Here is a 25,111-nt window from a genome sequence, read left to right on the forward strand (position 1 = left end):
TATAACAAATTATTTACGTGAAAGAAAATATTTCTTTTCATGAAGAAAAATATTTATGTTCATGATAATAAATATTTCTTTTCATGAAGAAAATTCGGAGATAACACTTTGTTGATAGAATAACGGATAATATTCATGGTATAAAAAGCTGTTTTAGTCATTTTATAAGGCTGATATTAGATAAACAGGGGGTGGAAAGTTCAAGCTATTCAGTTATGTTAAAGAAGGAGAGTTGTTGCTGTTGTCAATAAAAAAAGCCGAAGACTCATTGCGATTCTTCGGACTTATTATATTTGTTTTTCAGATAGTTACTTACTTGTTCTTTAGCAAATCACGTATCTCAGAGAGTAGTTTCTCCTCGTTCGTTGGTTCAGGTGCTGGAGCAGCTGGCTCCTCTTCTTTTTTCTTAGAGAGCTTGTTGATGCCTTTTACCATCATGAATACACAGAATGCGATGATAAGGAAGTCAATCAATGTCTGCAGGAAGTTTCCATAGTTAATGGTTGCTGGAGCTGATGCAGTTATACCAGGGATGTCTACTTCGGGAAGAGTCCATTTTAGGTCTGAGAAGTTAACACCACCGATAAGCCATCCGATAGGAGGCATGATGATGTCGTCAACAATAGATGAAACAATCTTGCCGAATGCACCACCGATGATTACACCGACAGCCATATCAACGGCGTTACCCTTTACCGCAAAGTCCTTGAACTCTTGAATAAGTTTGCTCATAAAAATTTATTTGTTGTTAATTTATTGATTCGACCCGCGTTTCAATATCCTAAATACCCTTTCTTTTGTCACATAGATATTGCAAACTTGCATTGTTATTTTGCATCTTGTTATCCATGTATATGACATGACTCATTTTTTATAATATTTAAACGCTAAGCGACTGCAAAAATAAAAAAAAAATTGTATCTTTGCAATCGTAAGAAAGGAAATCTTCTATAAGAAGGTAAAAGGGAATTGTTTTTATAAACTTTTATAAATAATTTAAAGTAAAATGGTAAATGTAGCTATTAACGGCTTTGGCCGTATTGGTCGTCTCGCATTCCGTCAGATGTTCGAGGCTGAAGGTTATGAGGTTGTTGCAATTAACGACTTGACAAGTCCTAAGATGCTTGCTCATCTGTTGAAGTATGATACTGCTCAGGGTGGTTTCGCTGGCAGGTTCGGTGAGGGTAAGCACACTGTAGAGGCTACTGAGGATTCTATCATTGTTGATGGTAAGGAAATTAAGATTTCTGCTGAGAAGGATGCTGCTAACTGTCCATGGGCTGCTAACAAGGTAGACGTAGTTCTCGAGTGTACTGGTTTCTATACATCAAAGGAGAAGGCTTCTGCTCACCTCCAGGCAGGTGCAAAGAAGGTAGTTATCTCTGCTCCAGCAGGTAATGACCTCCCTACAATTGTATTTAATACAAACCACAAGACTTTGAAGGCTGAGGATACAGTTATCTCTGCAGCTTCTTGTACAACAAACTGCTTGGCTCCAATGGCAGCTGCGTTGAACGCATACGCTCCAATCCAGTCAGGTATCATGTCAACAATCCACGCTTACACTGGTGACCAAATGATTCTTGATGGTCCACAGCGCAAGGGAGACCTCCGTCGTTCACGTGCAGGTGCTTGCAATATCGTTCCTAACTCAACTGGTGCTGCTAAGGCTATCGGTCTCGTTATTCCAGAGTTGAATGGTAAGTTGATCGGTTCTGCACAGCGTGTTCCAACTCCAACAGGTTCTACAACTATCCTTGTAGCTGTTGTTAAGGGTAAGGACGTAACTGTTGAGGGTATCAACGCTGCAATGAAGGCTGCTTCAACTGAGAGCTTCGGTTATACTGAGGATCAGATCGTTTCTTCTGATATCATCGGTATGCGTTTCGGTTCTTTGTTCGATGCAACTCAGACTATGGTAAGCAAGATTAGCGATGATTGCTATCAGGTACAGGTTGTTTCTTGGTACGACAATGAGAACTCTTATACTTCTCAGATGGTTCGTACAATCAAGTACTTCGCAGAGTTGAAGTAATACCAACCGAAAGGCCATCTGCAATCCTCTCTTGCGTAGAGACTGATTGACGGATAAATATTAGTCCCTGTCAGCTTGCTGGCAGGGATTTTTTTGTTATCTTTGCGACATGAAGAACGAACAGATAGGTGAGGGTACGGCTGCAGGTATAGCTCTTGACAAGCGAATGATAACCATTCTTGGTCCTACGGCTTCAGGAAAGACTGATCTTGCAGTTCATTTAGCAGCTCGGCTCAACGCTGAAATTATCAGTGCTGATAGCCGTCAGGTTTATCGTGGCATGGATATCGGTACGGGTAAAGATTTGGCCGATTACACAGTTGAAGGACATGCAGTACCTTATCACCTTATAGATATATGTGAACCAGGTACGAAGTATAATCTTTTTCGCTATCAGCAGGATTTCCTTGATAGCTATGAGAATATACGGAGTAGGGGAGTGCTGCCTATTCTCTGTGGCGGTACAGGTCTTTATATTGAAGCCGTATTGAAGGGTTACAGCCTTTCTCCAGTGCCGCAGGATCCTGAACTGCGTAAGGCATTAGAGGAGAAATCGCTTGAGGAACTAACGGCAATGCTCGTTGATTTGAAGGCAAAGAATCATTCCGTCATGCACAACAAGACAGATGTCGACTCTTGCCAGCGTGCTATTCGTGCGATAGAGATAGAAACCTATAACCTCACAAAGCCGACGGAAGAACGGCAATGTCCACCAATTGACTCTTTAATAATAGGTGTAGACATAGATCGTGAGGCGAGAAGAAAGAAGATAACTAATCGTCTGAAAGTACGTCTGGAGGAGGGAATGGTTGACGAGATAGCTGGACTATTGAAGCAGGGAATACCTGCGGAAGACCTTATCTATTATGGTTTGGAATATAAGTTTGTGACGGAATACCTCATAGGGAAGCTGTCTTACGACGAGATGTTCCGACAGTTAGAAATTGCCATTCATCAGTTTGCTAAACGGCAGATGACGTGGTTCCGTGGTATGGAACGTCGTGGTTTTACGATTTATTGGGTAAATGCTGCACAAAAGATGGAGGATAAAATTGAAGAAATATTGAGCTTATGGTAGAGGAAGGAAGATGGGGCATCATTTATTGTCCAAAGGGAGGATTGTTTGCTAATCCTGTAAAGCGTTGGGAGCAAACCGAACGCTGTTTGCAAGCACACAATATACAATATGATATGGTGCAGAGCGAGAAACCACGTAGTGTGGACAGACTCGTGCGAATGCTGATTAGTAATGGTTATAAAACGATTATTATCTATGGCGGTGACTCCGCATTAAACGATGCTGTCAACTATCTCATGCTTTTAGACCCAAAAGAGCGTGAGCGTATTACGTTGGGAGTTATTCCGAATGGCGTGTTAAATGACTTTGCTCACTTCTGGGGTTTTGATGAGTCGCGCTTGGAACAGACAATCGCTTGGCTTAAACAGAAACGTGTAAGGCGGATAGATATTGGCTGTATTCGCTATGAGAATAAGAAAAATGAACGTTGCCGTCGATATTTCCTTAACTGTGTAAACATTGGCATGGTGGCCAATATTATGAGTCTTCGTCGTCGTATGCGCCACCTCTTCGTATCTCGTACAATCTCCTTTATCCTTTCTTGCTTCCTACTTCTGTTCCAGCGCATGGATTATTTGATGTCACTGAAAATCAATACAGATAGTATTAAAGAGCGTTTGATGACGGTTTGTATAGGTAATGCTCAGGGCTATGGGCAGACTCCAAACGCCGTTCCTTATAATGGTTTGTTAGATGTTTCAATTGTTTCTCAGCCAAAGATGTGGCAAGCAATGGAGGGAATGTATCTTTTGTTGCGGGATAAAATACTAAATCATCGTAATGTGATGCCTTATAGAACGCAGGAATTGAGTGGGCAGATAGCTGAGCACACACCAGTCAGTGTAGATGGTCGACTATTGAATGGTACGCCTGTTGGTACGTTCACAGTGAGTGTTGAGAAAGAAATTGTTAACTTCCTTATTCCAGATTAATCATCTTACTTATAATTAGTTATAGAGATTATCTAAACTACTTATAAAGATGTTGAACGCTGCCTATGAGTGTTTAGCAAAGTGCTCTTGTGTAAGTAGATTTTAATGGCTTTTTCTCTTTTATTTTAGAATTAGTAACGTTCTCTTCTTTCCCCTTCTGTTAGTGTGTTATTGTTCCGCACAATATGTGCGGAGGCTTAGCACGAATGGAGTTGGTGGTTAACACGTATGGTGTTTATTAGAATGATAGTAACTGAAACTAAAAAGTAAACTTGTTATAAGAAAAGGACTGTATTACTTTCTATGTGTTATTACTTCAAACATAGGAAACCAAATATTTCTAAGATAGGAATGGAAAATTCATAGGGGAAAGTTTATTGTACATTAATAATTGAAAATATTATCTTACTTTTAATGCCATTATGAAAAATATTTGTATCTTTGAAGTGCCAAATGGCAATGTCTGTAAAGACTTATACCAGAAATAAATAAAAACCAAACAATAAACCTTAAAAGACATGAGCTACTTAAAATTTGAAAAAGCTCTGATGACCAATCTTCAAGATTCGCTTCCCAAAGAGTTGTTGAGAACCAATCGCTCTGGTGCCTATTCTTGTTCGACGGTTGTTGATTGCAACACACGTAAGTATCATGGATTACTTGTTGTGCCAGTTCCCGAACTGGACGATGAAAATCATGTTCTGCTGAGTTCGCTTGACCCTACCGTCATTCAGCATGGTGCATCATTCAATTTGGGTTTGCATAAGTATCAGGGCAACAACTTTAGTCCACAAGGACATAAGTATATTCGTGAGTTTGACTGTGATACAGTGCCTACAACGCTTTATCGAGTAGGTGGTGTCCTGTTAAAGAAAGAGGTTGTCTTCCAGCACTATGAGGACCGTATATTAATTCGCTATACCTTATTGGAGGCACATTCAAAGACAACTTTACAGTTCCGTCCGTTCTTGGCATTCCGTAGTGTTCGTCAATTCACACACGAGAATGGTGCTGCTGACCGCTCGTATGAGGTTGTAGACAATGGAATCAGTACTTGTATGTATGCAGGTTATCCATCGCTTTACATGCAGTTCTCAAAGAAAAACGAGTTCCACTTTGAACCTTATTGGTATCGTGGTTTGGAATATCCAAAGGAGCAAGAGCGTGGTTATGCTTCTAATGAAGACCTGTATGTTCCTGGTTATTTTGAGATGAACATCAGTAAAGGTGAAAGTGTGGTATTTGCTGCCTCAACAACAGAATGTCATACATCATCATTGAAGAAATTGTTTGAAAAGGAAGTAGAATCACGTAGTCCACGTGATAACTTCTTCCATTGTCTTGTCAATGCTGCTCATCAGTTCCATAATCGTACGAAGAACGATGAACGTTATATCCTTGCAGGCTATCCATGGTTTAAGTGTCGTGCTCGTGATCAGTTTATTGCTTTACCAGGACTGACTTTGAGCATCGAAGAACAAGACTACTTTGAACTTGTGATGAAGACTGCAGAGAAGGGTCTACGTGAGTTTATGGAAGGCAAACCGCTCACAGTGAAAATCTATGAGATGGATAAGCCTGATGTCCCACTCTGGTGTATATGGGCTATTCAGCAGTATGCAAAGGAAGCTGGTAAGGAGCGTTGTAGAGAACTCTACATGAACTTGGTACGTGACATTGTGGATTATCTCATAGCAAGCAAGCATCCAAACCTCACTTTGGATGATAATGGATTGCTCTATGCTGATGCGAAGGGAGAAGCAATTACATGGATGAACTCCACAGATAATGGTCAACCAGTTGTCCCACGCTCTGGATATATAGTAGAATTCAATGCCCTTTGGTATAATACGCTGCGCTTTACAGCAGCCATGGAAATGGAATGTGGCAACGAGGAGCGTGCAAAAGAACTTGAAGCACTTGCAGAGAAATGTAAGACTTCGTTTGTTGAAACATTCCTCAACGAGTATGGCTACCTTTATGATTATGTTGATGGGAAGATGATAGATTGGAGTGTACGCCCGAATATGGTGTTTGCGGTCGCACTTGATTATTCTCCACTTGACCAAAAGCAGAAAAGAAGTGTGTTGGATGTATGTACACGTGAGCTACTTACGCCAAAAGGACTACGTTCCCTCTCTCCAAAGAGTGGTGGATATAATCCGATGTACACGGGTCCACAGCATCAGCGTGACCTTGCTTACCATCAAGGAACAGCTTGGCCATGGTTGGGTGGCTTCTATCTTGAAGCCTGCTTGAAACTTTATAAGCAGACACGTCTTAGCTTCGTTGAGCGTCAGCTGGTAGGTTATGAAGACGAGATGATTAACCATTGTCTTAGTACACTACCTGAACTTTTCGATGGAAATCCACCATTCAGTGGTCGTGGAGCTATCTCTTTTGCCATGAACGTAGCTGAGGTACTCCGTACGTTAGAATTACTTGAGAAGTATAAATTTTAATAGGAGGAACCAGTATGAAAGTTTTAATGTTTGGATGGGAGTATCCTCCTCATGTATATGGTGGCTTAGCTACTGCTAACTTTGGTATTTCAGAAGGTCTTCATGCGCAGGGCGACATCGAGACAATACTCTGTTTGCCACACCCTTTTGGTGATGAAGACCGTACATACGCTGAGATTGTGGCAATGAATCACGTGCCAATCGCTTATCGTGAGCTTAGCTATGATTATGTAAAGAATCGTCTTGGCAACATTATGTCGCCAGAACTTTACTTTAAGTTGCGTGAGCACATCTATGCAGACTTCAATTATATGCACGTCAACGACCTTGGTGCAATGGATTTTGCTGGAGGTTATCCTTCTAATCTGCACGAGGAAATCAATAATTATTCGATTATTGCAGGTGTTGTTGCACGTACATACGATTTTGATATTATTCATGCACACGACTGGTTGACTTATCCTGCGGGTATTCACGCTAAGCGTGTGTCAGGCAAACCTTTGTGTATCCATGTGCATGCAACTGACTTTGACCGTTCGCGTGGTAAGGTTAATCCAACCGTATATGGGATAGAAAAAGATGGTATGGATAATGCTGATTGCATCATGTGTGTGTCAGAGCTTACTCGTCAGACGGTTATCAATCAGTATCATCAAGACCCACGCAAGGTGTTTACGGTACATAATGCCGTTTATCCATTAGCAAAGGATATTGCAGATATGCCACGACCCGACCATAAGGGTAGGGAGAAAGTCGTGACATTCCTTGGTCGACTGACAATGCAGAAAGGTCCAGAGTATTTTGTTGAGGCTGCCAATATGGTGCTTCATCGTACACGTAACGTACGTTTCTGTATGGCGGGTTCAGGCGATATGATGGATCAAATGATTTATCTTGCAGCTGAACGAGGTATTGCCGACCGTTTCCACTTCCCTGGTTTTATGCGTGGAAGTCAGGTTTATGAATGTCTAAAAGCCTCTGATGTTTATGTAATGCCATCTGTGAGCGAGCCTTTCGGAATCTCTCCTTTAGAAGCAATGCAGTGTGGTACACCAAGTATTATCTCAAAGCAAAGCGGTTGTGCGGAAATTCTCAACAACTGTATTAAGGTAGACTATTGGGATATCCATGCGCTTGCGGATGCAATCTACTCTATTTGTCATAATGAGAGCTTTTTCGATTACCTCTCTGTAGAGGGTAAACGAGAGGTCGACCAGATTACATGGGAGAAGGTAGGAGCATGGATTCGTGAACTTTATCTTCGCACCTTAGGCTGGCAATAAATGCCATGAGAGTACTAATAACCTTTTTAAAACTAAAACAAAAAGATAATGAAAACAATCTGTTTATATTTCGAAATACACCAGGTAATTCACCTGAAACGCTACCGCTTCTTCGATATTGGTACCGACCATTATTATTATGATGATTTTGAGAACGAACGTTCAGTATCAGAAATCGCGGAGAGAAGCTATATGCCAGCATTGGAGACACTGCTGCAGATGATTAAAGACAATGGAAAGGCGTTTAAGGTAGCCTTCTCACTTTCGGGTGTAGGTATTGAGCAACTTGAGATGCATGCCCCACAAGTTCTTGACAAACTGCAGGACCTGAACAATACTGGCTGTGTTGAATTTCTTGCAGAACCTTATTCTCATGGTTTAGCATCATTGGCTAACGAGGAAAGTTTTAGGTCAGAAGTGAAGCGTCAGGCTAAGAAGATTAAGGAGTATTTTGGACAGACACCGAAGGTGTTGCGTAACTCCTCACTTATCTATAGTGACGAGATCGGTTTGATAGCTTCACAGATGGGCTTTAAGGGTATGCTGACAGAGGGTGCAAAGCATGTCTTAGGTTGGAAGAGTCCACATTATATATATAATTGTGCGCTTGCTCCTAACCTAAAACTTCTGTTGCGTGATGTAAGGTTGAGCGATGATATTTCTTTGCGTTTCAACAATTCAGATTGGGAAGGTTATCCTCTATTTGCCGATACATATGTGGCTGAGATTGCGGCTCTCCCAAAGGAGGAGCAGGTAATTGGTCTCTTTATGAACCTTTCAGCACTCGGTATTGAGCAGCCATTGTCAAGTAATATTCTTGAGTTCTTCAAGGCGTTGCCAGCTTGTGCTAAGCAGTGTGGCATCACTTTCTCAACACCAACAGAGATTTGTATGAAGTTGAAGAGTGTTGACAGCCTTTATGTACCAGACACATTGAGTTGGATGGACGAAGAACGTGATGTCAGCACATGGTTGGGTAATCCGATGCAGCGTGAGGCATTCAATAAGTTGTATAGTATTGCAGACCGTGTACGAATAGCTAATGACCCACGTATCAATCAGGATTGGGACTATCTGCAGGCAAGTGATAACTTCCGCTTTATGTCAACCAAACCTTCACGTGTGGGTATGGACCGTGGCATCTATGATGGTCCATTTGATGCTTTCACTAATTATATGAATATTCTTGGCGACTTCTTGAATCGTGTCAATACGCTTTATCCTGCTGAGATTGACAATGAGGAGTTGAATGGTTTGCTCACGACCATCCGTAACCAAGGCGATGAGATTGAAATGAAATCTAAGGATATAAGCAATCTTCAGGCAAAGGTTGAGAAATTGGAGGCAGAAGGTGACAAACTTCGTGCACTGTTAGAGAAGAAGACTGCTGCAAAGAAGGCTGCTGTTCCAAAGACTACAGCTAAGAAAGCTTCTGCAAAGAAGGTTGTAAAGACAGTTGCTGAAGAAGTTAAGACTAAGTAAGTTTCTTATATAAACATATATATAATGCTCATATAGCATGCTGATGGTTTCATCGGATGTGCTATATGAGCGTTTTTTTAGTTCTTTCGTTAAATGCGTTGATGCTTGTTGTGTATTGTAGAGTTGATGACTTATGCTTTTTTGTTGGAGACAATTGATTGATACTAATTCGAAAAACCTTTACAAAACTCAAGGAGGACAACCTATATACAGGGGATAAAACATGTGAAAAAATCAGCTTTGTAACTAACAGGAAATCAGGGGGTTATAAATCCACTTGCAAAAGGTGCTTAATTGGACCTCAAAAGGGCGTTAGTTAGACCTTTAAAGGGCATCTTTTGCAAGCCAGTTGGGCATCTTTTCAAAGCTAAATGAGCATATATAGATTTTGCAGTGTGCGAAAATGTTTTACATATCTATGGGATAACAAGGATGATTTAGACTGTTGTAAGATTCGAAAATGATTATGAATAGCTATGAAATCATTTCCTTTTTTAGTTTTGTCAGCTTGTTGTTTATTTCTTCTCTGTGACCATCTGACTTACATTGTCATATCATAACAGCATATAAGACTATATTTTCCTATCTATGCATTTAACGAGAGATTCTTTTCGATCTTTTAAGTTCATATATACATAACCTAAAGGAGTTCTAAAGATCATTGAAATCCAAGCTTGTTAGCAAACCTTTGCGTATTATTTATGTGATAAATAAATGAGAAAAGGCTGTTGATGATGTTCTAATTAGGCTTGTTTTAGTGTGTTATTTAAAGTTATTAGTGCTATTCATAACTGTTGTTAGAAGTGTCTTATTAGGGAGTGGGGGTTGTTATTATTTTGTTTTATCAGCAATGTTGTGAAACCAATATGAAAGTTATTTGTTCTCTATGGGTACACAACACCAGCGAGAAACCTTGAGCATTACGCCTATTCCAGGGATTTCTTTAAGGAGATAATACTTTTTACTTGAGCGAACCAATCGTCCAGTCAGACCCTTTAATGGTCCGAACTTTACAAGAACTTCATCTCCAGCTTTCATTTGTGCTTCCTCAGAAGAAAGGAATTTGCGCATCGTTATTTCAGGATTACACATCAAGCGAAATTCATACATCTGGTCGTGAGGGATGAGAGCATGGTCTCGTGATTCCTTAGATTTCCTTACGATGCTAACCTTATAGTTCGCTTCTTGAACAATCTTTTGAAAAGATACGTTTTCTTCTGGTTGTTTTATAAAGAGAAGATTTCTAACAACAGGACGTAAAACAGAAATAGGTCTACCACCATCTCCTTCCACGTCAACATATTGTTCTGGAACAAAACATTCCAAACCATGACTTGTAAAGTAGTTTTTTACCTCTTCAAGCTTTAATGTGAAAAGCCTTAATGCATACCAAGGTGCTCCATCATCAATGATTCCTTCCATGTAGCTTTCCGCTTTTGTCATAGTATGTGCAAAAATGTTTACTTGTTAAATGTGTAACCAATTGGCTATAATTGTTCTCCCGTCTGGTGTTAGTACACTCTCTGGGTGAAACTGAATGCCATAAATGTTATGTGTTTTGTGACGTAATGCCATTATTAATCCTTCTTTGCTCTCGGCTATTATTTCCAAGCAATTAGGGAAGTTAGTTCTTTCTATAACCCAACTATGATATCGCCCTACTGGGAATTGTTTTGGTACACCTGCAAACAACAGTGTATCAATAATCTGTGTTATTTCTGTAGTTACGCCATGAAAGACGTCAGACAGATTCCTTAATTTTGCTCCGAAAACCTCACCAATAGCTTGATGCCCTAAGCATACTCCTAAAATGGGTTTTACACCAGCATAATGCTTTATAACCTCTAATAGTAATCCCGCTTCCGAAGGAATGCCTGGTCCAGGACTCAAGAGAATGCGATCGTAGGCATTTAAATCTTCAAGATTGAATTGATTGTTACGCACCACTGTCACATCAGCTCCTAATTCTTTTATGAGATGAACAAGGTTATAGGTGAAGGAGTCGTAGTTATCAATGACAACACAATTTGTTTTCATTTGTGTCTTAAGCCTCTAACTAATTGATTTACCTTGTTTTCTCAAGAAAATCCTTTAGTAATGTTACATCCTTTACAGCAGGTGCTGTCTCGAATTTCTCATTTATACTGATGCCATAGAACTGAGGATGAGTAAAACGTTTGATTTCATCAGCCTCTTCAGTACCAATATTCCCACTTACAAGGAAAGGAACCTTACCATCATAAGCTTTCAAAACGCTCCAATCATTTGAATTATTTTGGATGTCAAAGAGGAAATAATCAATCCCGTCTTCATACTCCTTGTATTTCTCTATATCCTCACGCTTTGTTATAACAAGACGCTTCATGATTTTAATTCCAGCATGAATGTCTGGGTCAAGGGTGTGACGAAGGTTGTTTACCATCACCATACTCTCTTCTCCGTTAAGCTGAACGATATCAAGTTTGAAGTTGAAGACGCGTGTAACAATATTCTGTGGCATGTCATCGGCAAAGACACCACAAAGAATTGGTCTTTTACTCTGTTGGGATGGCTCATTTGAAGATAAGTCAGACAAGCTGCTATAATCTGGGATAATACCAGCACATGATGAAATCTGACTGACATAACGTTCGCTCTTAGCTTGGAAATCCAGTCCTATCCAGTCTATACCAAGCTGAGAAACTTCGTGAATATTGTGGGCATCACGCATGCCGCATACCATTATAATCATATTGATATAGAATTCTCAAATACTTTTACGCTACAAACTTACATAAAATTATCGAATTATACGCCTGTGAAATGAAGAAAAGCTCTTTTCTTGAGGGGAATGATAGATAAAAAGGAGTGATATAAATGCATTCCTATAAAATCAGAGACTAATAATACATAGAAAGTGGAAATATTCTTGTCGAACGATATAATAATATCTCTTATGTAGCGTTTAGAAGACATGATAACTCTCATTAATACTCTTTTGGCCTATGGTTAGAATATTTACTTCTGAAGAACTTAAGCCGTCTGAAAAGACGCTTAATCTTATCCGACAGATAGCTTATACCTATCGTGTTATTAAAATCAATGAGAAGATGCAAACCTTTTGCTTGAACTAATATTTATATGGGAATAATAGTATCACCTTCTTTGCTCTCCGCTGACTTCCTTCATTTGGATAAGGAGATTGAAATGATTAATGAAAGTGAGGCTGATTGGCTTCATATGGATGTTATGGATGGCGTCTTCGTTCCTAATATTTCTTTTGGCTTCCCTATACTTGAGGCGGTTGGTAAAGCCTGCAAGAAGCCTATGGACGTACACTTTATGATTGTTCATCCAGAGAACTATATCCAACAGACTGCTGATACAGGTGCAGCTATTATGAATGTGCAGTATGAAGCTTGTGTTCACTTGCATCGGACGATACAAACAATTCATGCTGCAGGGATGAAAGCTGGCGTGACGCTTAACCCTTCAACGCCTGTCAACGTTCTTGAGGATATTATTTGTGATGTAGATATCGTTCAGCTTATGAGTGTTAACCCTGGCTTTGGTGGACAAAAGTTCATTGAGAGCAGTATCAAGAAAGTGCAACGTCTACGTCAACTGATTGAACGTGAAGGTAGTAATGCATTGATAGAAGTAGATGGAGGGGTACAAGCTGATACGGCTCCTCGTCTGGTTGAAGCTGGTGTTGACGTTCTTGTTAGTGGTAGTTATGTCTTTAAAGCAGCTGACCCTAAGGATAAAATTCACTCACTCAAGCAATTGCATAGATAAACTTAATCATGAGATACGAAAATACCCTCACTTGTTTCTTAACAATTTTGTTGAAACAAGCGAGGGTACTTTGTGTAATTAAGAAACGAACTGTTTTTGTTCTTATGTTAATTGCAGGCTTACCTTATGTTCGCGAACCATTCTTCTCAAGTTGAATATGGCATAGCGCATACGTCCAAGACTGGTGTTAATGCTAACACCTGTTGTCTCTGCAATCTCTTTAAACGACATCTCTTGATAAAAGCGCATAAACACTACCTCACGCTGGGTTGCTGGTAGAAGGTTCATCATTCGCTTTACGTCAGAGAGTGTCTGACTGTTAATAAATTGACACTCAATGTTGTCAATAACAGTGTCATCGCCACCAACGTTTGATAAATCGTTGTCCTTAGGTGCATCAATCACCTTGTCGGCACGCTGCGCACGATACCAATCCATAATAACATTATGAGCAATGCGCATAATCCATGCAGAGAATTTGCCAGTTGGTGAGTATCTTCCCTGTTGCAACTTCGTGATAATCTTCACGAAAGTCTCTTGAAATAAGTCGTCAGCAGCATCCCTATCACGCACAACGAACAGAATATACGAAAAAGTTTCGATTGATTGCGTGATAGCAACAAATCGAAAGCATCGTTGCTTCCTTCAATGTATGACAATGCCAACTGCTCGTCGGTCATCTCATTCAGATTCTTCATTTTCAATTTTCTTTCTTATGAAGTAGAAGTATGTCGATAGGCTTTTCTAATTTTATATCTATTTGGGATTGCAAATATAATCAATTTTCTTTTTTGCTGCAAATCTTTTATATAAAAACTCACTCTTCCAGCCAATCGCTTGCCTGTACGTGCTTTTTCATTCCAGGTATTCCTAAGTATTTCTGCTTAAGACCAAAGAAAGCAATATGTTTGCCATAGTTCTGGGGATTATTGCCCAAAGCAATCTCTTCTTTCATTTGTTTGTTGACCATCTGAATGGAAATAACATTTTCAGGGTCAGTTTCTTCAGGACTGTCAGCTAACAGGATAGCAGCGTCATAGGTGAAAGGCGGTTCCCATTCAGCCTGTTTAATACTTCGTTTGCATGCACCAACGATATAACCATGTACCCAAACTTCATTATTACCGAAGTTTCCATTAATGAATTCTTCGACTGTATAGATTTGCGAATGGTCATCAGGTGATTGGGTAGGGGAGTGTTTCTCTGTTTCTTTCCTATGTTCATCATCAGATGGTAAAATCGTTTTACCACAGCTAAATGGAAATATGACCACTAAAAACGTGAGAAGGAGTTTAGATATCTTCATAGAATTAAGTTTAATAATTTGGTACAAAGGTACGTAAGATTTGTAATATGTCAAGTCTGTGTTCTGTTTTCTATATTGTTAGGGATACAAAAAAGAGGTTGGTGCAGGAAGCTACCAACCTCGAAAATGATTTAGCAAAATATCTAAATCAATGAAAAACACTTCGCAAATATAGAATAAATAATAGAACAAAGCAAATTTTATCAACAAAAAAAATAGTATTTAACATTGTAAGCGTACACATTTAGCTATTTGTCAAGGTACGTGTACTTTCAAGAAGAACAAATATAAAATTATACATTGAATTATAATTGCATATATCATAATATTTGTCTAAATTTGCATAGTGATAAAATCTTTTTATTAATTAAACAAAATTATCAAAATTCTACGATTTGCTTTTATTGCAGTTAGTTCTTTATCTTTTGCACAGAAGACTGTGACCTTTGAGGCAGGAAAGGATAAGGGAACTGGTCTGACCGTTGTGAAAGATGGTGTTACTATCACTCTCAGTGCAGGTAAGGTAGACGATAAGTTTTCTTATCGCTTGTACAAGAATGCTACAACAACAATCACTTCGTCTGCAGCAAACATTACCAATGTTGTCTTTATATGTGATACATATAAACAAAAGGATGGTAAGACATTCTTAGGTGATGGCTTCGATTCATCTATGGCAGGATTGACAATATCTGCTGACAAGGTTAACGTAACATGGACTGGCGATAAAAATTCTGTAGAGTTCAAGACCCCTAATCATTAAGTACGTGTTAAGAAGATTACTGTTACTTTGAAGAATGATCCTACAGGTATTAACGAAGTTAGCAACGGTGCTGTGAATGAGAGTGCACCTATCTATAATCTCGCAGGTCAGCGTGTAAGTAAGGATTATAAGGGTGTAGTTGTACAAAACGGTAAGAAGTTTATCAAGAAGTAAACTGCTTATTAGTGCTGTTTGGTTAATCTCTCCCATAGAATAGAGCCTCATTAGTTTCTTATCATATAAATGGAGACATTTTTGAACGCGTCTTCTAATCTTTAACCGATGTGTTGAGTGTCCGCACATATGGTGTTGATGCTTAACACAGGTGGTGTTAATGCTTAGCACACATGGTGCGCTTGGTGAATACCAATGATGTTATGCTCAACTACTATGCAATATACTTATTAGGTAGAAGCTGTTAGTGGTTAGGGCAAGGAAATAGTCTCTTCTAAGATGAAACGATATAGTTTGTTGATAGAGAGATAATTTGGAGGAGTTTGCGGATTAAGTGATAGCATAACTTGTTTAGAATAAGTGAGTAGTAAAGGCTTTTGTTATTCGTTTAATCATATAAAAATGCACCAAAGAAGCGATATGTTCTTTGGCACATTTATTTTGTCTTATTCTTAGATTAGAACTCACTTGTAAAGTGGAAGCGGATATGCTCAAAGTCTTGTTGAGCCATACTTAGCACATAGCCAGAGTCTGCGAGGAAAACGTCGCGTCCCTCAATATCCTTTGCCATATATTGATACTTACGCTTCTTGAAGTTTTCTAATTCTTTCTCGTCATCAGCTTCAATCCAACAAGCTTTGTAGAGGTGTACTGGTTCCCAACGGCACTTAGCATTGTACTCATGTTCCAATCGGTACTGGATAACCTCAAACTGGAGTTGTCCAACGGTTCCTACAATACGACGGTTGTTGAATTGGTTGACAAATGATTGTGCCACACCTTCGTTCATCAGCTGTTCAATACCTTTCTGGAACTGCTTAGACTTCATTGGGTCGTCGTTCTCAATGTATTTGAATAGCTCTGGTGAGAAGCTTGGTAAGCCACGAAAGTGAAGAATCTCTCCTTCTGTCAGTGTGTCGCCAATCTTAAAGACGCCACCGCTATCTGGCAAACCAACGATATCACCAGGGTAAGCCTCTTCTACTGTACTCTTACGTTGTGCCATGAACTGAGTAGGGGAGGAGAAGCGCATTGTCTTACCATTACGAATATGGAGGTAAGGCTGGTTACGTTGGAACTTACCCGAACAAACCTTACAGAAGGCGATACAACTGCGATGGTTAGGGTCGATATTGGCTGTAATCTTGAAGATAAAACCAGTAAACTTAGGCTCAGTTGGTTCCACCACACGTTCTTCTGCCTTAGTAGAACGTGGGTTTGGTGCTATCTGAACGAAACAGTTAAGAAGCTCTTGTACACCGAAGTTGTTCAATGCTGAACCGAAGAAAACGGGTGCAACCTCCGCACGACGGTAAGCTTCAACTTCAAAGTCTGAATAAACACCATTAACTAATTCGAGGTCATTGCGTAATTGTTCTGCAAACTCTGCACCCACTTGTTCATCCAATTCGTTGGAGTTGATATCTACCTCAACTTTCTCTGTCACACGCTGTTTGTTTGGTGTGAAGAGGTTCAACTGATGTTCGTAGATGTTATATACACCCTTAAATCGTTGCCCTTGACCGATTGGCCATGAGAGAGGGCGTACGCTGATTTGAAGTTCTTCTTCTAATTCATCCAATACTTCAAAAGGATCACGACCCTCACGGTCCATCTTATTGATAAAGATGATAACAGGTGTGTTACGCATACGGCACACTTCCATCAGCTTACGTGTCTGTGCCTCTACACCCTTTGCAGAGTCCACAACGATGATTGCAGAGTCTACAGCCGTCAGTGTGCGATAAGTATCTTCGGCAAAGTCCTGGTGACCAGGAGTGTCGAGAATGTTTACCTTGTACCCTTCGTAGTCAAACTCCATCACAGATGTTGATACCGAGATACCACGCTGCTTCTCAATATCCATCCAGTCGGATGTAGCTGTCTTGCGTATCTTATTGCTCTTCACCGCACCAGCAACCTGAATCTGACCACCAAAGAGAAGGAACTTCTCCGTCAGCGTAGTCTTACCAGCATCTGGGTGAGAGATAATGGCGAACGTTCGCCTGCGTTCTATTTCATTCATTTGTTTTATAATCTTTGGGAGTACAAGAATAGTTTGTTATTGTTTAAGTGCAGCTAACAGATTCCTCTTTATATTTTTGAGAAAGGTTAGGTCTTAACACTTTCTGACTAATCTTGTTTTTAAGTCCCTATTATTTATCTTGTTCTTGTAAGCCTTTCATACACTTCTTTAGCGAGTCAACCCAATAGGGAATCTTTATGCCGAAGGTCTCTTTAATCTTTGTCTTATCAAGGACTGAATAGGCTGGGCGTTTAACTGGTGAAGGGAACTCGTCACTGTGGCAAGGCAGGATCTCACAGTCCTTATTTCCTGCAAGTTCTGCAATCTTTATCGTGAAGTCATACCAGCTACATACACCCTCGTTAGAGAAGTGATAGATACCACTGTTACCTTCATACTTACGATGCTCAATGATGTCATAGATGACCTCTGCTAAGTCGCCTGCATAGGTGGGAGTACCACATTGATCAAAGACAACCTTCAATTGAGGTTTTGTTGCTGTGAGATTTATCATTGTCTTAACGAAGTTATGACCGAACTCACTATAAAGCCATGCTGTACGAAAGATGATATGATCCACACCCGTAACCTGAATCTTCTCTTCACCATGTAGCTTTGTTTGGCCGTAAATACCAGTCGGAGTACCCTTCATGTCTTCTTTACAAGGAGTGTTATATGGGTCGCCACCAAAGACATAGTCTGTGCTGACATGAACCAGTAAGCCATCTACTTCTTTCATTGCCTTGGCAAGGTTTTCTGGTGCAACAGCATTAAGCAATTCAACAATCTCGCCTGCTGTTTCTGCTTTGTCCACATTAGTCCATGCAGCGCAGTTGATGATACATTCTATCTGATTGTCATGTACCATCTTGCGGATATCTTCCAAATTAGTTATGTCTAACTTTGTATACCCCTCACACACGTCAGTGAAGATATAGTGGTCTTTACTCTGCTTAGATGCGAGCTGTATCTCGTTGCCAAGCTGTCCGTTGGCTCCTGTAACTAAAATATTCATAAGCAATCTCTGTTATTCTTCGCCGAAGTTTAAGCCTTCAGTCTTGTCCTTTATATAGTAGTCTGATAACATACCTATGAAGGTTGTTATCTCGTTAAGTGCACGAGTCGTCTCGGGAGTAATCTCCTTTTTCTGCAGGCGGAGCATCATCACTCCATAAAGAAGGTCGAAACAAGTTTCGATCTCACTCTTTCCTAACTGCGCAGCAACACTCTTTAAGCGTTCATCATTTGTACGTGCCATCTTGTCTGCTGTACGTTTTGTCTTACCTCTTAGTTCAACAATGAAAGGCAGAATACGATAATATTCAGCAGAGTAGAACGGAAACTTTGAAGATTGCAGTAACTGTGTGTGCAGTTCAGTAAGGTCCTGCATGAGTATCTTGTTTATCTGTAAGTGTCCACCTTCACGACAACCTTCCTGATTCATCATTCGTACGAGGTCACCAAACCAGTCTTCCTCTTCCTCTTTTGTTCTTCTGTATACTGAAACTGATCGATATATTCTTTACGGATTCGTGCCAATGAACAGTCGTACGCACGGATAGTATCTTCAATCTGCCACATATAAAGCAGATATTCTGCTATGCTCTTTTTTCTTAATTCCTTTGCAACAAACATAAAATCTTTCTTTGAAAGTTATCCTTAGTCCATCAAGTTGTCAATAGTTGGTAAATGATAGAGATTAAATACTGTTCCTAAAAGCATAATGATAGAGAACAGGATGACAACAGAGCCTATAACCTTATTTATAATAAGAATACCATTATCATCAAACTTACCTCTGATCTTATCAATCAACCATGATAAGCCATACCACCATAGTAATGCACCAGCTGGAATACATGCAAAACCGATAATCATTTCTAATGGTCGGTCGGGCTGAACAAATGCAAACTGTGCGTATGAGGCAATAAAGAGGAAGATAATCAATGGGTTGGAAAGTGTTACTAAAAAAGCAGTTACGCCATTATGAAAAAGAGTCCCCTTTTCTTTTCCACTTTTATGAGCTTTCTTCATAGGGTTGGATTTGAAACTATAGATTCCGAATAATAAAAGTAGTATACTACCTGAAATCTGAATGCCAAGCTTGTAGGTCGGGTTTTCTAAAGGTCCCATAATGAAACCCATTCCTAACCCTACGATGAGTGCGTAAATAGTGTCACTTACAGCTGCTCCGATACCAGTTATAAAACCATACCAACGACCCTTGTTCAAGGTTCGATGTATACATAATATTCCTACTGGACCCATGGGGGCTGAAGCAATAATACCAATGAGTAGTCCCTTAAAAATGAAATCCAGAATATCTAATTGAATGGGAAATTGCATGCCTCTTATTTTGGGTGCAAAATTGCAAAAATAATATGAGATAAGCAAATTTACCTAACAAAACTTTGTAGAATACCACTTTTTTCATAACTTTGCCCATAGTATATTAAACTAAAAACTTATTATATCATGGATATATTAGAGCAGAAGCCAGTTGTTGCTGGATTGGATAAGCCTTTTGTTATTGGCTTGGACTTAGGTGGAACAAATGCTGTGTTTGGAGTAGTTGATCAACGTGGTCAGGTACTTGCGACAAACTCTATAAAGACACAGGCTTATAAGACTGTTGACGATTTTGTAGAGGCAGGTGTAGAGGCAATAAGACCTCTCGTTGTAAAATACGGTGGAATTAGCCAGTTCCGTGCTATGGGTATTGGTGCACCAAATGGTAATTTCTATCGTGGAACGATAGAGTTTGCACCGAACCTTTCGTGGGGTCACGATGGTGTAGTGCCATTGGGAGACATGTTTTCAAAGAAGTTAGGTATTCCTGTTGGACTTACCAATGATGCAAATGCGGCAGCCATTGGCGAGATGCAGTATGGTGTAGCGCGTGGTTTGAAGGACTTTATCATGATTACCCTCGGTACGGGCGTAGGATCTGGTATTGTGATCAACGGTCAGATGGTATATGGCTCTGATGGCTTTGCTGGTGAGTTGGGTCATGTCGTAATGGTACGTGATGGAAAGGGTCGCACTTGTGGTTGTGGCCGTAGAGGTTGCTTGGAGACTTATTGCTCTGCTACTGGTGTTGCACGCACTGCTCGTGAGTTTTTGAAGGAAAGCAAGGAAGAATCTTTGTTGCGTGAGATTAAGTCAGAAAATATAACATCTTTGGATGTTTCTATCGCGGCTGGTCGTGGTGATGCACTTGCTAAGCGTGTTTACGAGTTCACTGGTAAGATGCTGGGTGAAGCTTGTGCAGATTTCGCAACTTTCTCTTCTCCAGAGGCGTTTATCTTCTTCGGCGGTCTGACTAAAGCTGGCGACTTATTGATGGAACCTATCATACGTTCTTACAAAGAGCATGCATTAGAAATCTTCAAAGATAAGCCTAAGTTCTTGATCAGCTCACTTGACGACGCTGCAGCTGCTGTTCTTGGTGCTTCAGCTATCGGTTGGGAATTGTAAATTAAGATAAAAAGTTTAAGATTTACATAGGTTTATACATACAGTTTGTTTGTATATATGCTGGATAGAATCTGAAACTTATAGATTATAAAGTAGGGACAAACGCCCTTGTGAGTCGCTCTTCATAACGAAGATTTAATGATTTGCGAGGTTGTTTGTCCCTATTACGTTTTATGATTTCTCCTAATAGTAGGTAGTTTAGTGCTCAATGCTATTGGTGTTTACCATTCACACCATTGGTGTTAACCCTCCACACCATTTGTGTTTTCCATCAACACCACAGGTAATGACTAACAATACATTGACTAAAGATGAGAAATGAGATTCATTACAAAGATGTATTCGGAGGCTATTTGTCAACTTGCGCAGTGAGTTTTTACAGAACATTGCTATCTTTTAGGTGGGTTCTATTGATTACGATCGAACTCAAATCATTAAATCATGGATTATGTTTTGTAATCTTTCGGACTCTCTTCGGCTCAAATAGCCAGTTCACTCTGTCGTTATGTACGCATAACTTCTTCGTTCAATAGCAAGTTGCTCTCGAAGATAGTCTTGAAATAAGACAAAGCTAATTAATAGAACCAACCTTTAATACGCTTTCTTTTTATAACTTTTGTTTTGTGTTCTCGTTTTTTTACTCTAACTTTGCGTTTACTAATAATACTTAGAAAGAATATACAAGAATAGACGATGAAACAGGAAGACGATATCAAGAAAGCCATCGAGGTGATGAGACAAGGTGGTGTTATCCTTTACCCAACCGATACTGTTTGGGGTATAGGTTGTGATGCTACCAATGCGGAGGCAGTGGCAAAGGTTTATGCTTTGAAACGTAGAGACGATTCAAAGGCACTTATCTGCTTGGTCGATTCTGATAATCGCCTTCAACGTTATGTGCGTAACGTGCCTGATGTTGCTTGGCAGCTGATAGAGGCTGTTGAGAAACCTACAACGTTGATTCTTGATGGTGCTGTAAATCTTGCACCAAATCTGATAGCTGAGGATGGCTCTATTGGTATTCGTGTTACGAAGGAGGCATTTTCTCGCGAGTTATGCTATCGATTCCAGAAAGCAATTGTCAGTACATCGGCAAATGTTAGTGGTGAACCTGCTGCACAAAATTACTGTGACATCTCACAAGAGATTCTTGATGGCGTTGATTATGTCTGTCAGTCAAGACGTCAGGAGCACAAACCACACACACCATCCAGTATTATCAAGTTGGCTACTGATGGCGAAGTAACAATCATAAGAAAATAGTTAAGAGGATAGATGAAAGTATCAGATAGTCTGGGACTTATATCTCGGCTTGATAATTGGCGAAAGAATCATGTTTCTAATCGCGAACTGGTCTTAGTATTAGCGTTTGCGATTGGCTTTCTTGCTTCTTTGGCTGCCTATATTCTTCATGTAATTATCAAGGTGATAGAGGAGTTGGTGACCTCTGGGTTTCATGTTACAACCATAAACTGGCTCTATCTTATCTATCCTGTCGTGGGTATTTGGCTAACGAGTTTGTTTGTTAAATATGTTGTACGTGATAATATCTCACATGGTATAACACGTGTCCTCTATGCTATTTCTACGAACCAATCTCGCTTGAAAGCTCATAACACCTGGTCGTCTATCGTTGCTTCTGCCATAACGATTGGCTTTGGTGGTTCGGTAGGAGCAGAGGCACCTATCGTTTTGACAGGTTCGGCAATAGGAAGTAATTTAGGGCGTATATTTAAGTTAGACAATCGCACGCTAATGCTCCTCGTCGGTTGTGGTGCAACGGCAGCTGTATCAGGTATCTTCAAAGCTCCAATAGCTGGTTTGGTCTTCACACTTGAGGTGTTGATGGTAGATTTAACGATGGCTTCTCTTTTGCCTATCTTGATAGCCTCGGTAACAGCAACGTGTTTCTCCTATTTCTTCACAGGAGGTTCGGCAATGTATCATTTTCAGATGGACTACCTCTGGGGACTTGACCGTGTTCCACCAACAATCCTTTTGGGTATTGCTTGCGGATTTGTTTCTCTTTATTTCATGCGATTGATGTCGTGGTGTGAGAATGGTTACGGGAAACTCTCTTCACGACCTTATATGAAACTTCTTGTGGGTGGTTTAGTACTTTCTCCGCTTATCTTTCTCTTTCCTTCTCTCTATGGTGAAGGCTATAATAGTCTGAGATTGTTTATTGAAGGTAAGACAGAAGCTGACTGGATGCAGGTGATGAGCGGTTCAATGTTTGCTGGAGAGACGAAATTCCTTCTGCTGTATGTGGGCTTTGTTACGATGACGAAGGTCTTTGCAACCAGTGCAACGAATGGGGCAGGTGGTTGTGGTGGAACCTTTGCTCCTTCTTTGTTTATTGGTGGCTTTGCTGGTTTCTTCTTTTCCCGATTTTGGAATATGCAGCAGCTTGGTGTATATATTCCTGAGAAGAATTTTACCCTTTATGGTATGGCAGCCGTTATGTCAGCAGTCATGCATGCGCCATTAACAGGTATTTTCCTTATTGCAGAGTTGACAGGTGGCTATCAACTTTTCATTCCGTTAATTATTGTGACGGTTTGTTCTTATCTTACCATTAATATTTTCGAACATCATAGTATTTATGCTGTTCGTTTGGCGAAGCAGGGAAAACTTCTTACGCACCATACAGACAAGTCTATCCTCACTTTGATGAGTATGGATAAGATTATCGACCATGAATTTACATCGGTTGATCCTGATATGGAAATGGGAAAACTTGTTCACGCAATTAGTGCAAGTCGTAATGACTATATTCCTGTACTCAACGAGTCTGGTAAACTCTTGGGTGAGATAGATATTAATAAACTTCGTCATATAATCTTCCGTACAGAGCTTTATCATCGTTTTCATGTTAGTCAGCTTATGACGCCACCAGCTGCAACGCTTGGTGTCAATGATCCAATGGAAGATGTGATGAAGACTTTTGAACGTACGGGTGCACAATACTTACCTGTTGTGAACATTGAAGGACAGCTGGTTGGCTACATATCACGTGCTCACCTTTATAGTATGTATCGTCAGTTTGTAGCAGATTTTAGTGCTGAGTAGGGCTTGTGTCAACTACTCTTCACTTTATAATCTTCCACTTATTAAAACCTCAAAGGCAATGAAAAAAGAAAATATACGCATTGTTTTCATGGGAACCCCAGAGTTTGCTGTGGAATCATTGAAGGCATTAGTTGAGAATGGTTATAATGTTGTAGCTGTTGTTACCCAACCCGATAAACCTGTGGGTCGACATCAAGAGACGCTGCAGCCTTCACCAGTGAAACAGTATGCACTTGCACATAATCTGCCTGTCCTTCAGCCTGTCAAGATGAAGGATGCTGACTTTATAGATGAGTTGCGTTCATATAAAGCTGACTTGCAGGTGGTAGTAGCTTTCCGTATGTTACCTGAGATTGTCTGGGGAATGCCTCGGTTAGGTACATTTAATGTTCATGCAGCCTTACTTCCGCAGTATCGTGGTGCTGCTCCTATCAATTGGGCGGTCATCAATGGTGAGACGGAAACGGGGGTGACAACCTTCTTCCTTGATAAGGATATTGATACCGGTCGTATTATTCTTCAAAAACCGTTTGCCATTCATGATACAGCAGATGTTGAGCATGTCTATGATGGGTTGATGTATTTAGGAGCAAAGATTGCCATGGAAACAATCGACCAGATAGCGTCAAAGTTGCCAGATGATTTGGATAATGTTGATTTCCCTGCTGTTCTTGATAGCATCAGTGCCCCTCAAACCTGTGAGAATGTGGAGCTTCCTACTGCACCAAAGATTTTTAAGGAGACTTGTGAAATCAATTGGAACCAATCTGCTAAGAAGGTTTACAACTTTGTACGTGGTCTCAGTCCTTATCCCGGAACATGGTGTACACTCTGTCCTATTGTCGACAAGGGTGAGAAGCCTTTGGTAATGAAGGTTTACAAGACAGCAAAGTCAGACCTTCCTTCTACCGGAGTGCCTGGTACGCTTGTTATAGAGAAGAACCATCTGTATGTTAACACCTCTGATAATCGCTTAGAACTTCTCGATATTCAGCTTTCTGGTAAAAAACGAATGGATGTCCGCTCGTTTTTGAATGGTTTTAAGGATATAGAGAAGTACCGCTTCCAGACAGAATGACGATAGTTTAGACAGAATGACATAAAGACATATTCTTCAATGACATATTTAATATGGGATTTGTGGGTTGTGGATTAAGATAGCTTATGTATTTCTGTCTGATATATACTCCACATTTTTAAACCAAGCAACAAAATGTGTCACTAAGGAAATATGTCTTTATGTC

General features: G+C 40.1%; 22 protein-coding genes and 2 pseudogenes. 14 read left to right on the top strand and 10 right to left on the bottom strand.

Annotated features, from left to right (window positions below; genetic code table 11):
• Positions 1–312: 312 nt before the first annotated feature.
• Complete coding sequence (gene mscL / locus J5A56_RS10020; RefSeq protein WP_021672955.1) at positions 313–732, bottom strand: large-conductance mechanosensitive channel protein MscL; 420 nt, start codon at positions 730–732, stop codon at positions 313–315.
• Positions 733–1,006: 274 nt separating this feature from the next.
• Between mscL and gap the strand changes: the two genes are divergently transcribed.
• The 6 genes from gap (at position 1,007) to J5A56_RS10050 (ending at position 9,272) form a co-directional block, all read left to right on the top strand.
• Positions 1,007–2,035, top strand: a complete 1,029-nt coding sequence (gene gap / locus J5A56_RS10025) for a type I glyceraldehyde-3-phosphate dehydrogenase (RefSeq protein ID WP_021672956.1) — start codon at positions 1,007–1,009, stop codon at positions 2,033–2,035.
• A gap of 109 nt (positions 2,036–2,144) precedes the next feature.
• A complete protein-coding gene (gene miaA / locus J5A56_RS10030) occupies positions 2,145–3,113 on the top strand; it encodes a tRNA (adenosine(37)-N6)-dimethylallyltransferase MiaA (protein ID WP_021672957.1) in 969 nt (322 codons plus the stop codon).
• The gene (locus J5A56_RS10035) at positions 3,107–4,045 is read left to right on the top strand and encodes a diacylglycerol/lipid kinase family protein (RefSeq protein WP_021672958.1); all 939 of its coding nucleotides are present in this window, start codon (positions 3,107–3,109) and stop codon (positions 4,043–4,045) included. The genes miaA and J5A56_RS10035 overlap by 7 nt, the downstream gene beginning before the upstream one ends.
• 518 nt (positions 4,046–4,563) lie before the next feature.
• On the top strand, positions 4,564–6,507 hold the full coding sequence (locus J5A56_RS10040; protein WP_021672959.1) for a glycogen debranching enzyme N-terminal domain-containing protein: 1,944 nt from the start codon (positions 4,564–4,566) through the stop codon (positions 6,505–6,507).
• A 14-nt stretch (positions 6,508–6,521) separates the two neighbouring features.
• Positions 6,522–7,790 (top strand): glycosyltransferase family 4 protein, encoded by a 1,269-nt coding sequence (locus tag J5A56_RS10045; protein ID WP_021672960.1) that lies wholly within the window; start codon positions 6,522–6,524, stop codon positions 7,788–7,790.
• A gap of 48 nt (positions 7,791–7,838) precedes the next feature.
• Positions 7,839–9,272, top strand: coding sequence for a glycoside hydrolase family 57 protein (locus J5A56_RS10050; RefSeq protein WP_021672961.1), 1,434 nt, complete (start codon positions 7,839–7,841; stop codon positions 9,270–9,272).
• Positions 9,273–10,145: 873 nt separating this feature from the next.
• Here the strand turns inward: J5A56_RS10050 and J5A56_RS10055 are convergent.
• The 3 genes from J5A56_RS10055 to J5A56_RS10065 are packed head-to-tail and all read right to left on the bottom strand — an operon-like array spanning position 10,146 to position 12,003.
• Complete coding sequence (locus J5A56_RS10055; RefSeq protein ID WP_021672962.1) at positions 10,146–10,715, bottom strand: UpxY family transcription antiterminator; 570 nt, start codon at positions 10,713–10,715, stop codon at positions 10,146–10,148.
• A gap of 24 nt (positions 10,716–10,739) precedes the next feature.
• On the bottom strand, positions 10,740–11,309 hold the full coding sequence (locus tag J5A56_RS10060) for an anthranilate synthase component II (RefSeq protein WP_021672963.1): 570 nt from the start codon (positions 11,307–11,309) through the stop codon (positions 10,740–10,742).
• A gap of 28 nt (positions 11,310–11,337) precedes the next feature.
• Entirely contained in the window at positions 11,338–12,003 is a 666-nt protein-coding gene (locus J5A56_RS10065; protein WP_021672964.1) for a phosphoribosylanthranilate isomerase, read from the bottom strand.
• A 253-nt stretch (positions 12,004–12,256) separates the two neighbouring features.
• On the opposite strand from J5A56_RS10065, the gene J5A56_RS13765 reads away from it, so the two are divergent.
• Together J5A56_RS13765 and rpe are read left to right on the top strand one after the other, a co-directional pair.
• Positions 12,257–12,385 (top strand): hypothetical protein, encoded by a 129-nt coding sequence (locus tag J5A56_RS13765; protein WP_021672965.1) that lies wholly within the window; start codon positions 12,257–12,259, stop codon positions 12,383–12,385.
• A gap of 7 nt (positions 12,386–12,392) precedes the next feature.
• A complete protein-coding gene (gene rpe / locus J5A56_RS10070; protein WP_021672966.1) occupies positions 12,393–13,049 on the top strand; it encodes a ribulose-phosphate 3-epimerase in 657 nt (218 codons plus the stop codon).
• Between the two features lie 102 nt (positions 13,050–13,151).
• Here rpe and J5A56_RS10075 read toward each other — a convergent pair.
• Together J5A56_RS10075 and J5A56_RS10080 are read right to left on the bottom strand one after the other, a co-directional pair.
• A pseudogene (locus J5A56_RS10075) lies at positions 13,152–13,747 on the bottom strand (sigma-70 family RNA polymerase sigma factor).
• A 119-nt stretch (positions 13,748–13,866) separates the two neighbouring features.
• On the bottom strand, positions 13,867–14,355 hold the full coding sequence (locus J5A56_RS10080; protein WP_021672967.1) for a DUF6359 domain-containing protein: 489 nt from the start codon (positions 14,353–14,355) through the stop codon (positions 13,867–13,869).
• A 439-nt stretch (positions 14,356–14,794) separates the two neighbouring features.
• Here J5A56_RS10080 and J5A56_RS13560 point away from each other — a divergent pair, with 439 nt between their 5' ends.
• Positions 14,795–15,118 (top strand): hypothetical protein, encoded by a 324-nt coding sequence (locus J5A56_RS13560; RefSeq protein ID WP_021672968.1) that lies wholly within the window; start codon positions 14,795–14,797, stop codon positions 15,116–15,118.
• A 27-nt stretch (positions 15,119–15,145) separates the two neighbouring features.
• The gene (locus tag J5A56_RS13565) at positions 15,146–15,292 is read left to right on the top strand and encodes a hypothetical protein (RefSeq protein ID WP_021672969.1); all 147 of its coding nucleotides are present in this window, start codon (positions 15,146–15,148) and stop codon (positions 15,290–15,292) included.
• Between the two features lie 457 nt (positions 15,293–15,749).
• Here J5A56_RS13565 and J5A56_RS10090 read toward each other — a convergent pair whose 3' ends face one another.
• From J5A56_RS10090 to J5A56_RS10105, 4 genes and pseudogenes are all read right to left on the bottom strand, one after another.
• Positions 15,750–17,318 (bottom strand): peptide chain release factor 3, encoded by a 1,569-nt coding sequence (locus J5A56_RS10090; protein ID WP_021672970.1) that lies wholly within the window; start codon positions 17,316–17,318, stop codon positions 15,750–15,752.
• Positions 17,319–17,448: 130 nt separating this feature from the next.
• Positions 17,449–18,333 (bottom strand): dTDP-4-dehydrorhamnose reductase, encoded by an 885-nt coding sequence (rfbD, locus tag J5A56_RS10095; protein WP_021672971.1) that lies wholly within the window; start codon positions 18,331–18,333, stop codon positions 17,449–17,451.
• A 12-nt stretch (positions 18,334–18,345) separates the two neighbouring features.
• Positions 18,346–18,953, bottom strand: a pseudogene (locus J5A56_RS10100) (DUF4924 family protein).
• 24 nt (positions 18,954–18,977) lie between these two features.
• Positions 18,978–19,664 carry a LysE family translocator gene (locus J5A56_RS10105; protein WP_021672973.1) on the bottom strand — a complete coding sequence of 229 codons (687 nt, stop codon included), beginning with the start codon at positions 19,662–19,664 and terminating at the stop codon, positions 18,978–18,980.
• A gap of 129 nt (positions 19,665–19,793) precedes the next feature.
• Here J5A56_RS10105 and J5A56_RS10110 point away from each other — a divergent pair, with 129 nt between their 5' ends.
• The 4 genes from J5A56_RS10110 (at position 19,794) to fmt (ending at position 24,945) form a co-directional block, all read left to right on the top strand.
• Positions 19,794–20,795, top strand: coding sequence for an ROK family protein (locus J5A56_RS10110; RefSeq protein WP_021672974.1), 1,002 nt, complete (start codon positions 19,794–19,796; stop codon positions 20,793–20,795).
• 693 nt (positions 20,796–21,488) lie between these two features.
• Positions 21,489–22,058, top strand: coding sequence for an L-threonylcarbamoyladenylate synthase (locus tag J5A56_RS10115; RefSeq protein WP_021672975.1), 570 nt, complete (start codon positions 21,489–21,491; stop codon positions 22,056–22,058).
• A 12-nt stretch (positions 22,059–22,070) separates the two neighbouring features.
• On the top strand, positions 22,071–23,867 hold the full coding sequence (locus J5A56_RS10120; RefSeq protein WP_021672976.1) for a chloride channel protein: 1,797 nt from the start codon (positions 22,071–22,073) through the stop codon (positions 23,865–23,867).
• A 58-nt stretch (positions 23,868–23,925) separates the two neighbouring features.
• Positions 23,926–24,945 carry a methionyl-tRNA formyltransferase gene (fmt, locus tag J5A56_RS10125; RefSeq protein ID WP_021672977.1) on the top strand — a complete coding sequence of 340 codons (1,020 nt, stop codon included), beginning with the start codon at positions 23,926–23,928 and terminating at the stop codon, positions 24,943–24,945.
• Positions 24,946–25,111 lie beyond the last annotated feature (166 nt).

This window comes from Prevotella melaninogenica, from assembly GCF_018128065.1.
GTDB lineage: Bacteria > Bacteroidota > Bacteroidia > Bacteroidales > Bacteroidaceae > Prevotella.

Excerpts from the sequence above, each read along its gene's own strand:
- mscL (WP_021672955.1), bottom strand. The coding sequence starts at position 732 with ATGAGCAAACTTATTCAAGAGTTCAAGGACTTTGCGGTAAAGGGTAAC.
- gap (WP_021672956.1), top strand. The coding sequence starts at position 1,007 with ATGGTAAATGTAGCTATTAACGGCTTTGGCCGTATTGGTCGTCTCGCA.
- miaA (WP_021672957.1), top strand. The coding sequence starts at position 2,145 with ATGAAGAACGAACAGATAGGTGAGGGTACGGCTGCAGGTATAGCTCTT.
- J5A56_RS10035 (WP_021672958.1), top strand. The coding sequence starts at position 3,107 with ATGGTAGAGGAAGGAAGATGGGGCATCATTTATTGTCCAAAGGGAGGA.
- J5A56_RS10040 (WP_021672959.1), top strand. The coding sequence starts at position 4,564 with ATGAGCTACTTAAAATTTGAAAAAGCTCTGATGACCAATCTTCAAGAT.
- J5A56_RS10045 (WP_021672960.1), top strand. The coding sequence starts at position 6,522 with ATGAAAGTTTTAATGTTTGGATGGGAGTATCCTCCTCATGTATATGGT.
- J5A56_RS10050 (WP_021672961.1), top strand. The coding sequence starts at position 7,839 with ATGAAAACAATCTGTTTATATTTCGAAATACACCAGGTAATTCACCTG.
- J5A56_RS10055 (WP_021672962.1), bottom strand. The coding sequence starts at position 10,715 with ATGACAAAAGCGGAAAGCTACATGGAAGGAATCATTGATGATGGAGCA.
- J5A56_RS10060 (WP_021672963.1), bottom strand. The coding sequence starts at position 11,309 with ATGAAAACAAATTGTGTTGTCATTGATAACTACGACTCCTTCACCTAT.
- J5A56_RS10065 (WP_021672964.1), bottom strand. The coding sequence starts at position 12,003 with ATGATTATAATGGTATGCGGCATGCGTGATGCCCACAATATTCACGAA.
- J5A56_RS13765 (WP_021672965.1), top strand. The coding sequence starts at position 12,257 with ATGGTTAGAATATTTACTTCTGAAGAACTTAAGCCGTCTGAAAAGACG.
- rpe (WP_021672966.1), top strand. The coding sequence starts at position 12,393 with ATGGGAATAATAGTATCACCTTCTTTGCTCTCCGCTGACTTCCTTCAT.
- J5A56_RS10080 (WP_021672967.1), bottom strand. The coding sequence starts at position 14,355 with ATGAAGATATCTAAACTCCTTCTCACGTTTTTAGTGGTCATATTTCCA.
- J5A56_RS10090 (WP_021672970.1), bottom strand. The coding sequence starts at position 17,318 with ATGAATGAAATAGAACGCAGGCGAACGTTCGCCATTATCTCTCACCCA.
- rfbD (WP_021672971.1), bottom strand. The coding sequence starts at position 18,333 with ATGAATATTTTAGTTACAGGAGCCAACGGACAGCTTGGCAACGAGATA.
- J5A56_RS10105 (WP_021672973.1), bottom strand. The coding sequence starts at position 19,664 with ATGCAATTTCCCATTCAATTAGATATTCTGGATTTCATTTTTAAGGGA.
- J5A56_RS10110 (WP_021672974.1), top strand. The coding sequence starts at position 19,794 with ATGGATATATTAGAGCAGAAGCCAGTTGTTGCTGGATTGGATAAGCCT.
- J5A56_RS10115 (WP_021672975.1), top strand. The coding sequence starts at position 21,489 with ATGAAACAGGAAGACGATATCAAGAAAGCCATCGAGGTGATGAGACAA.
- J5A56_RS10120 (WP_021672976.1), top strand. The coding sequence starts at position 22,071 with ATGAAAGTATCAGATAGTCTGGGACTTATATCTCGGCTTGATAATTGG.
- fmt (WP_021672977.1), top strand. The coding sequence starts at position 23,926 with ATGAAAAAAGAAAATATACGCATTGTTTTCATGGGAACCCCAGAGTTT.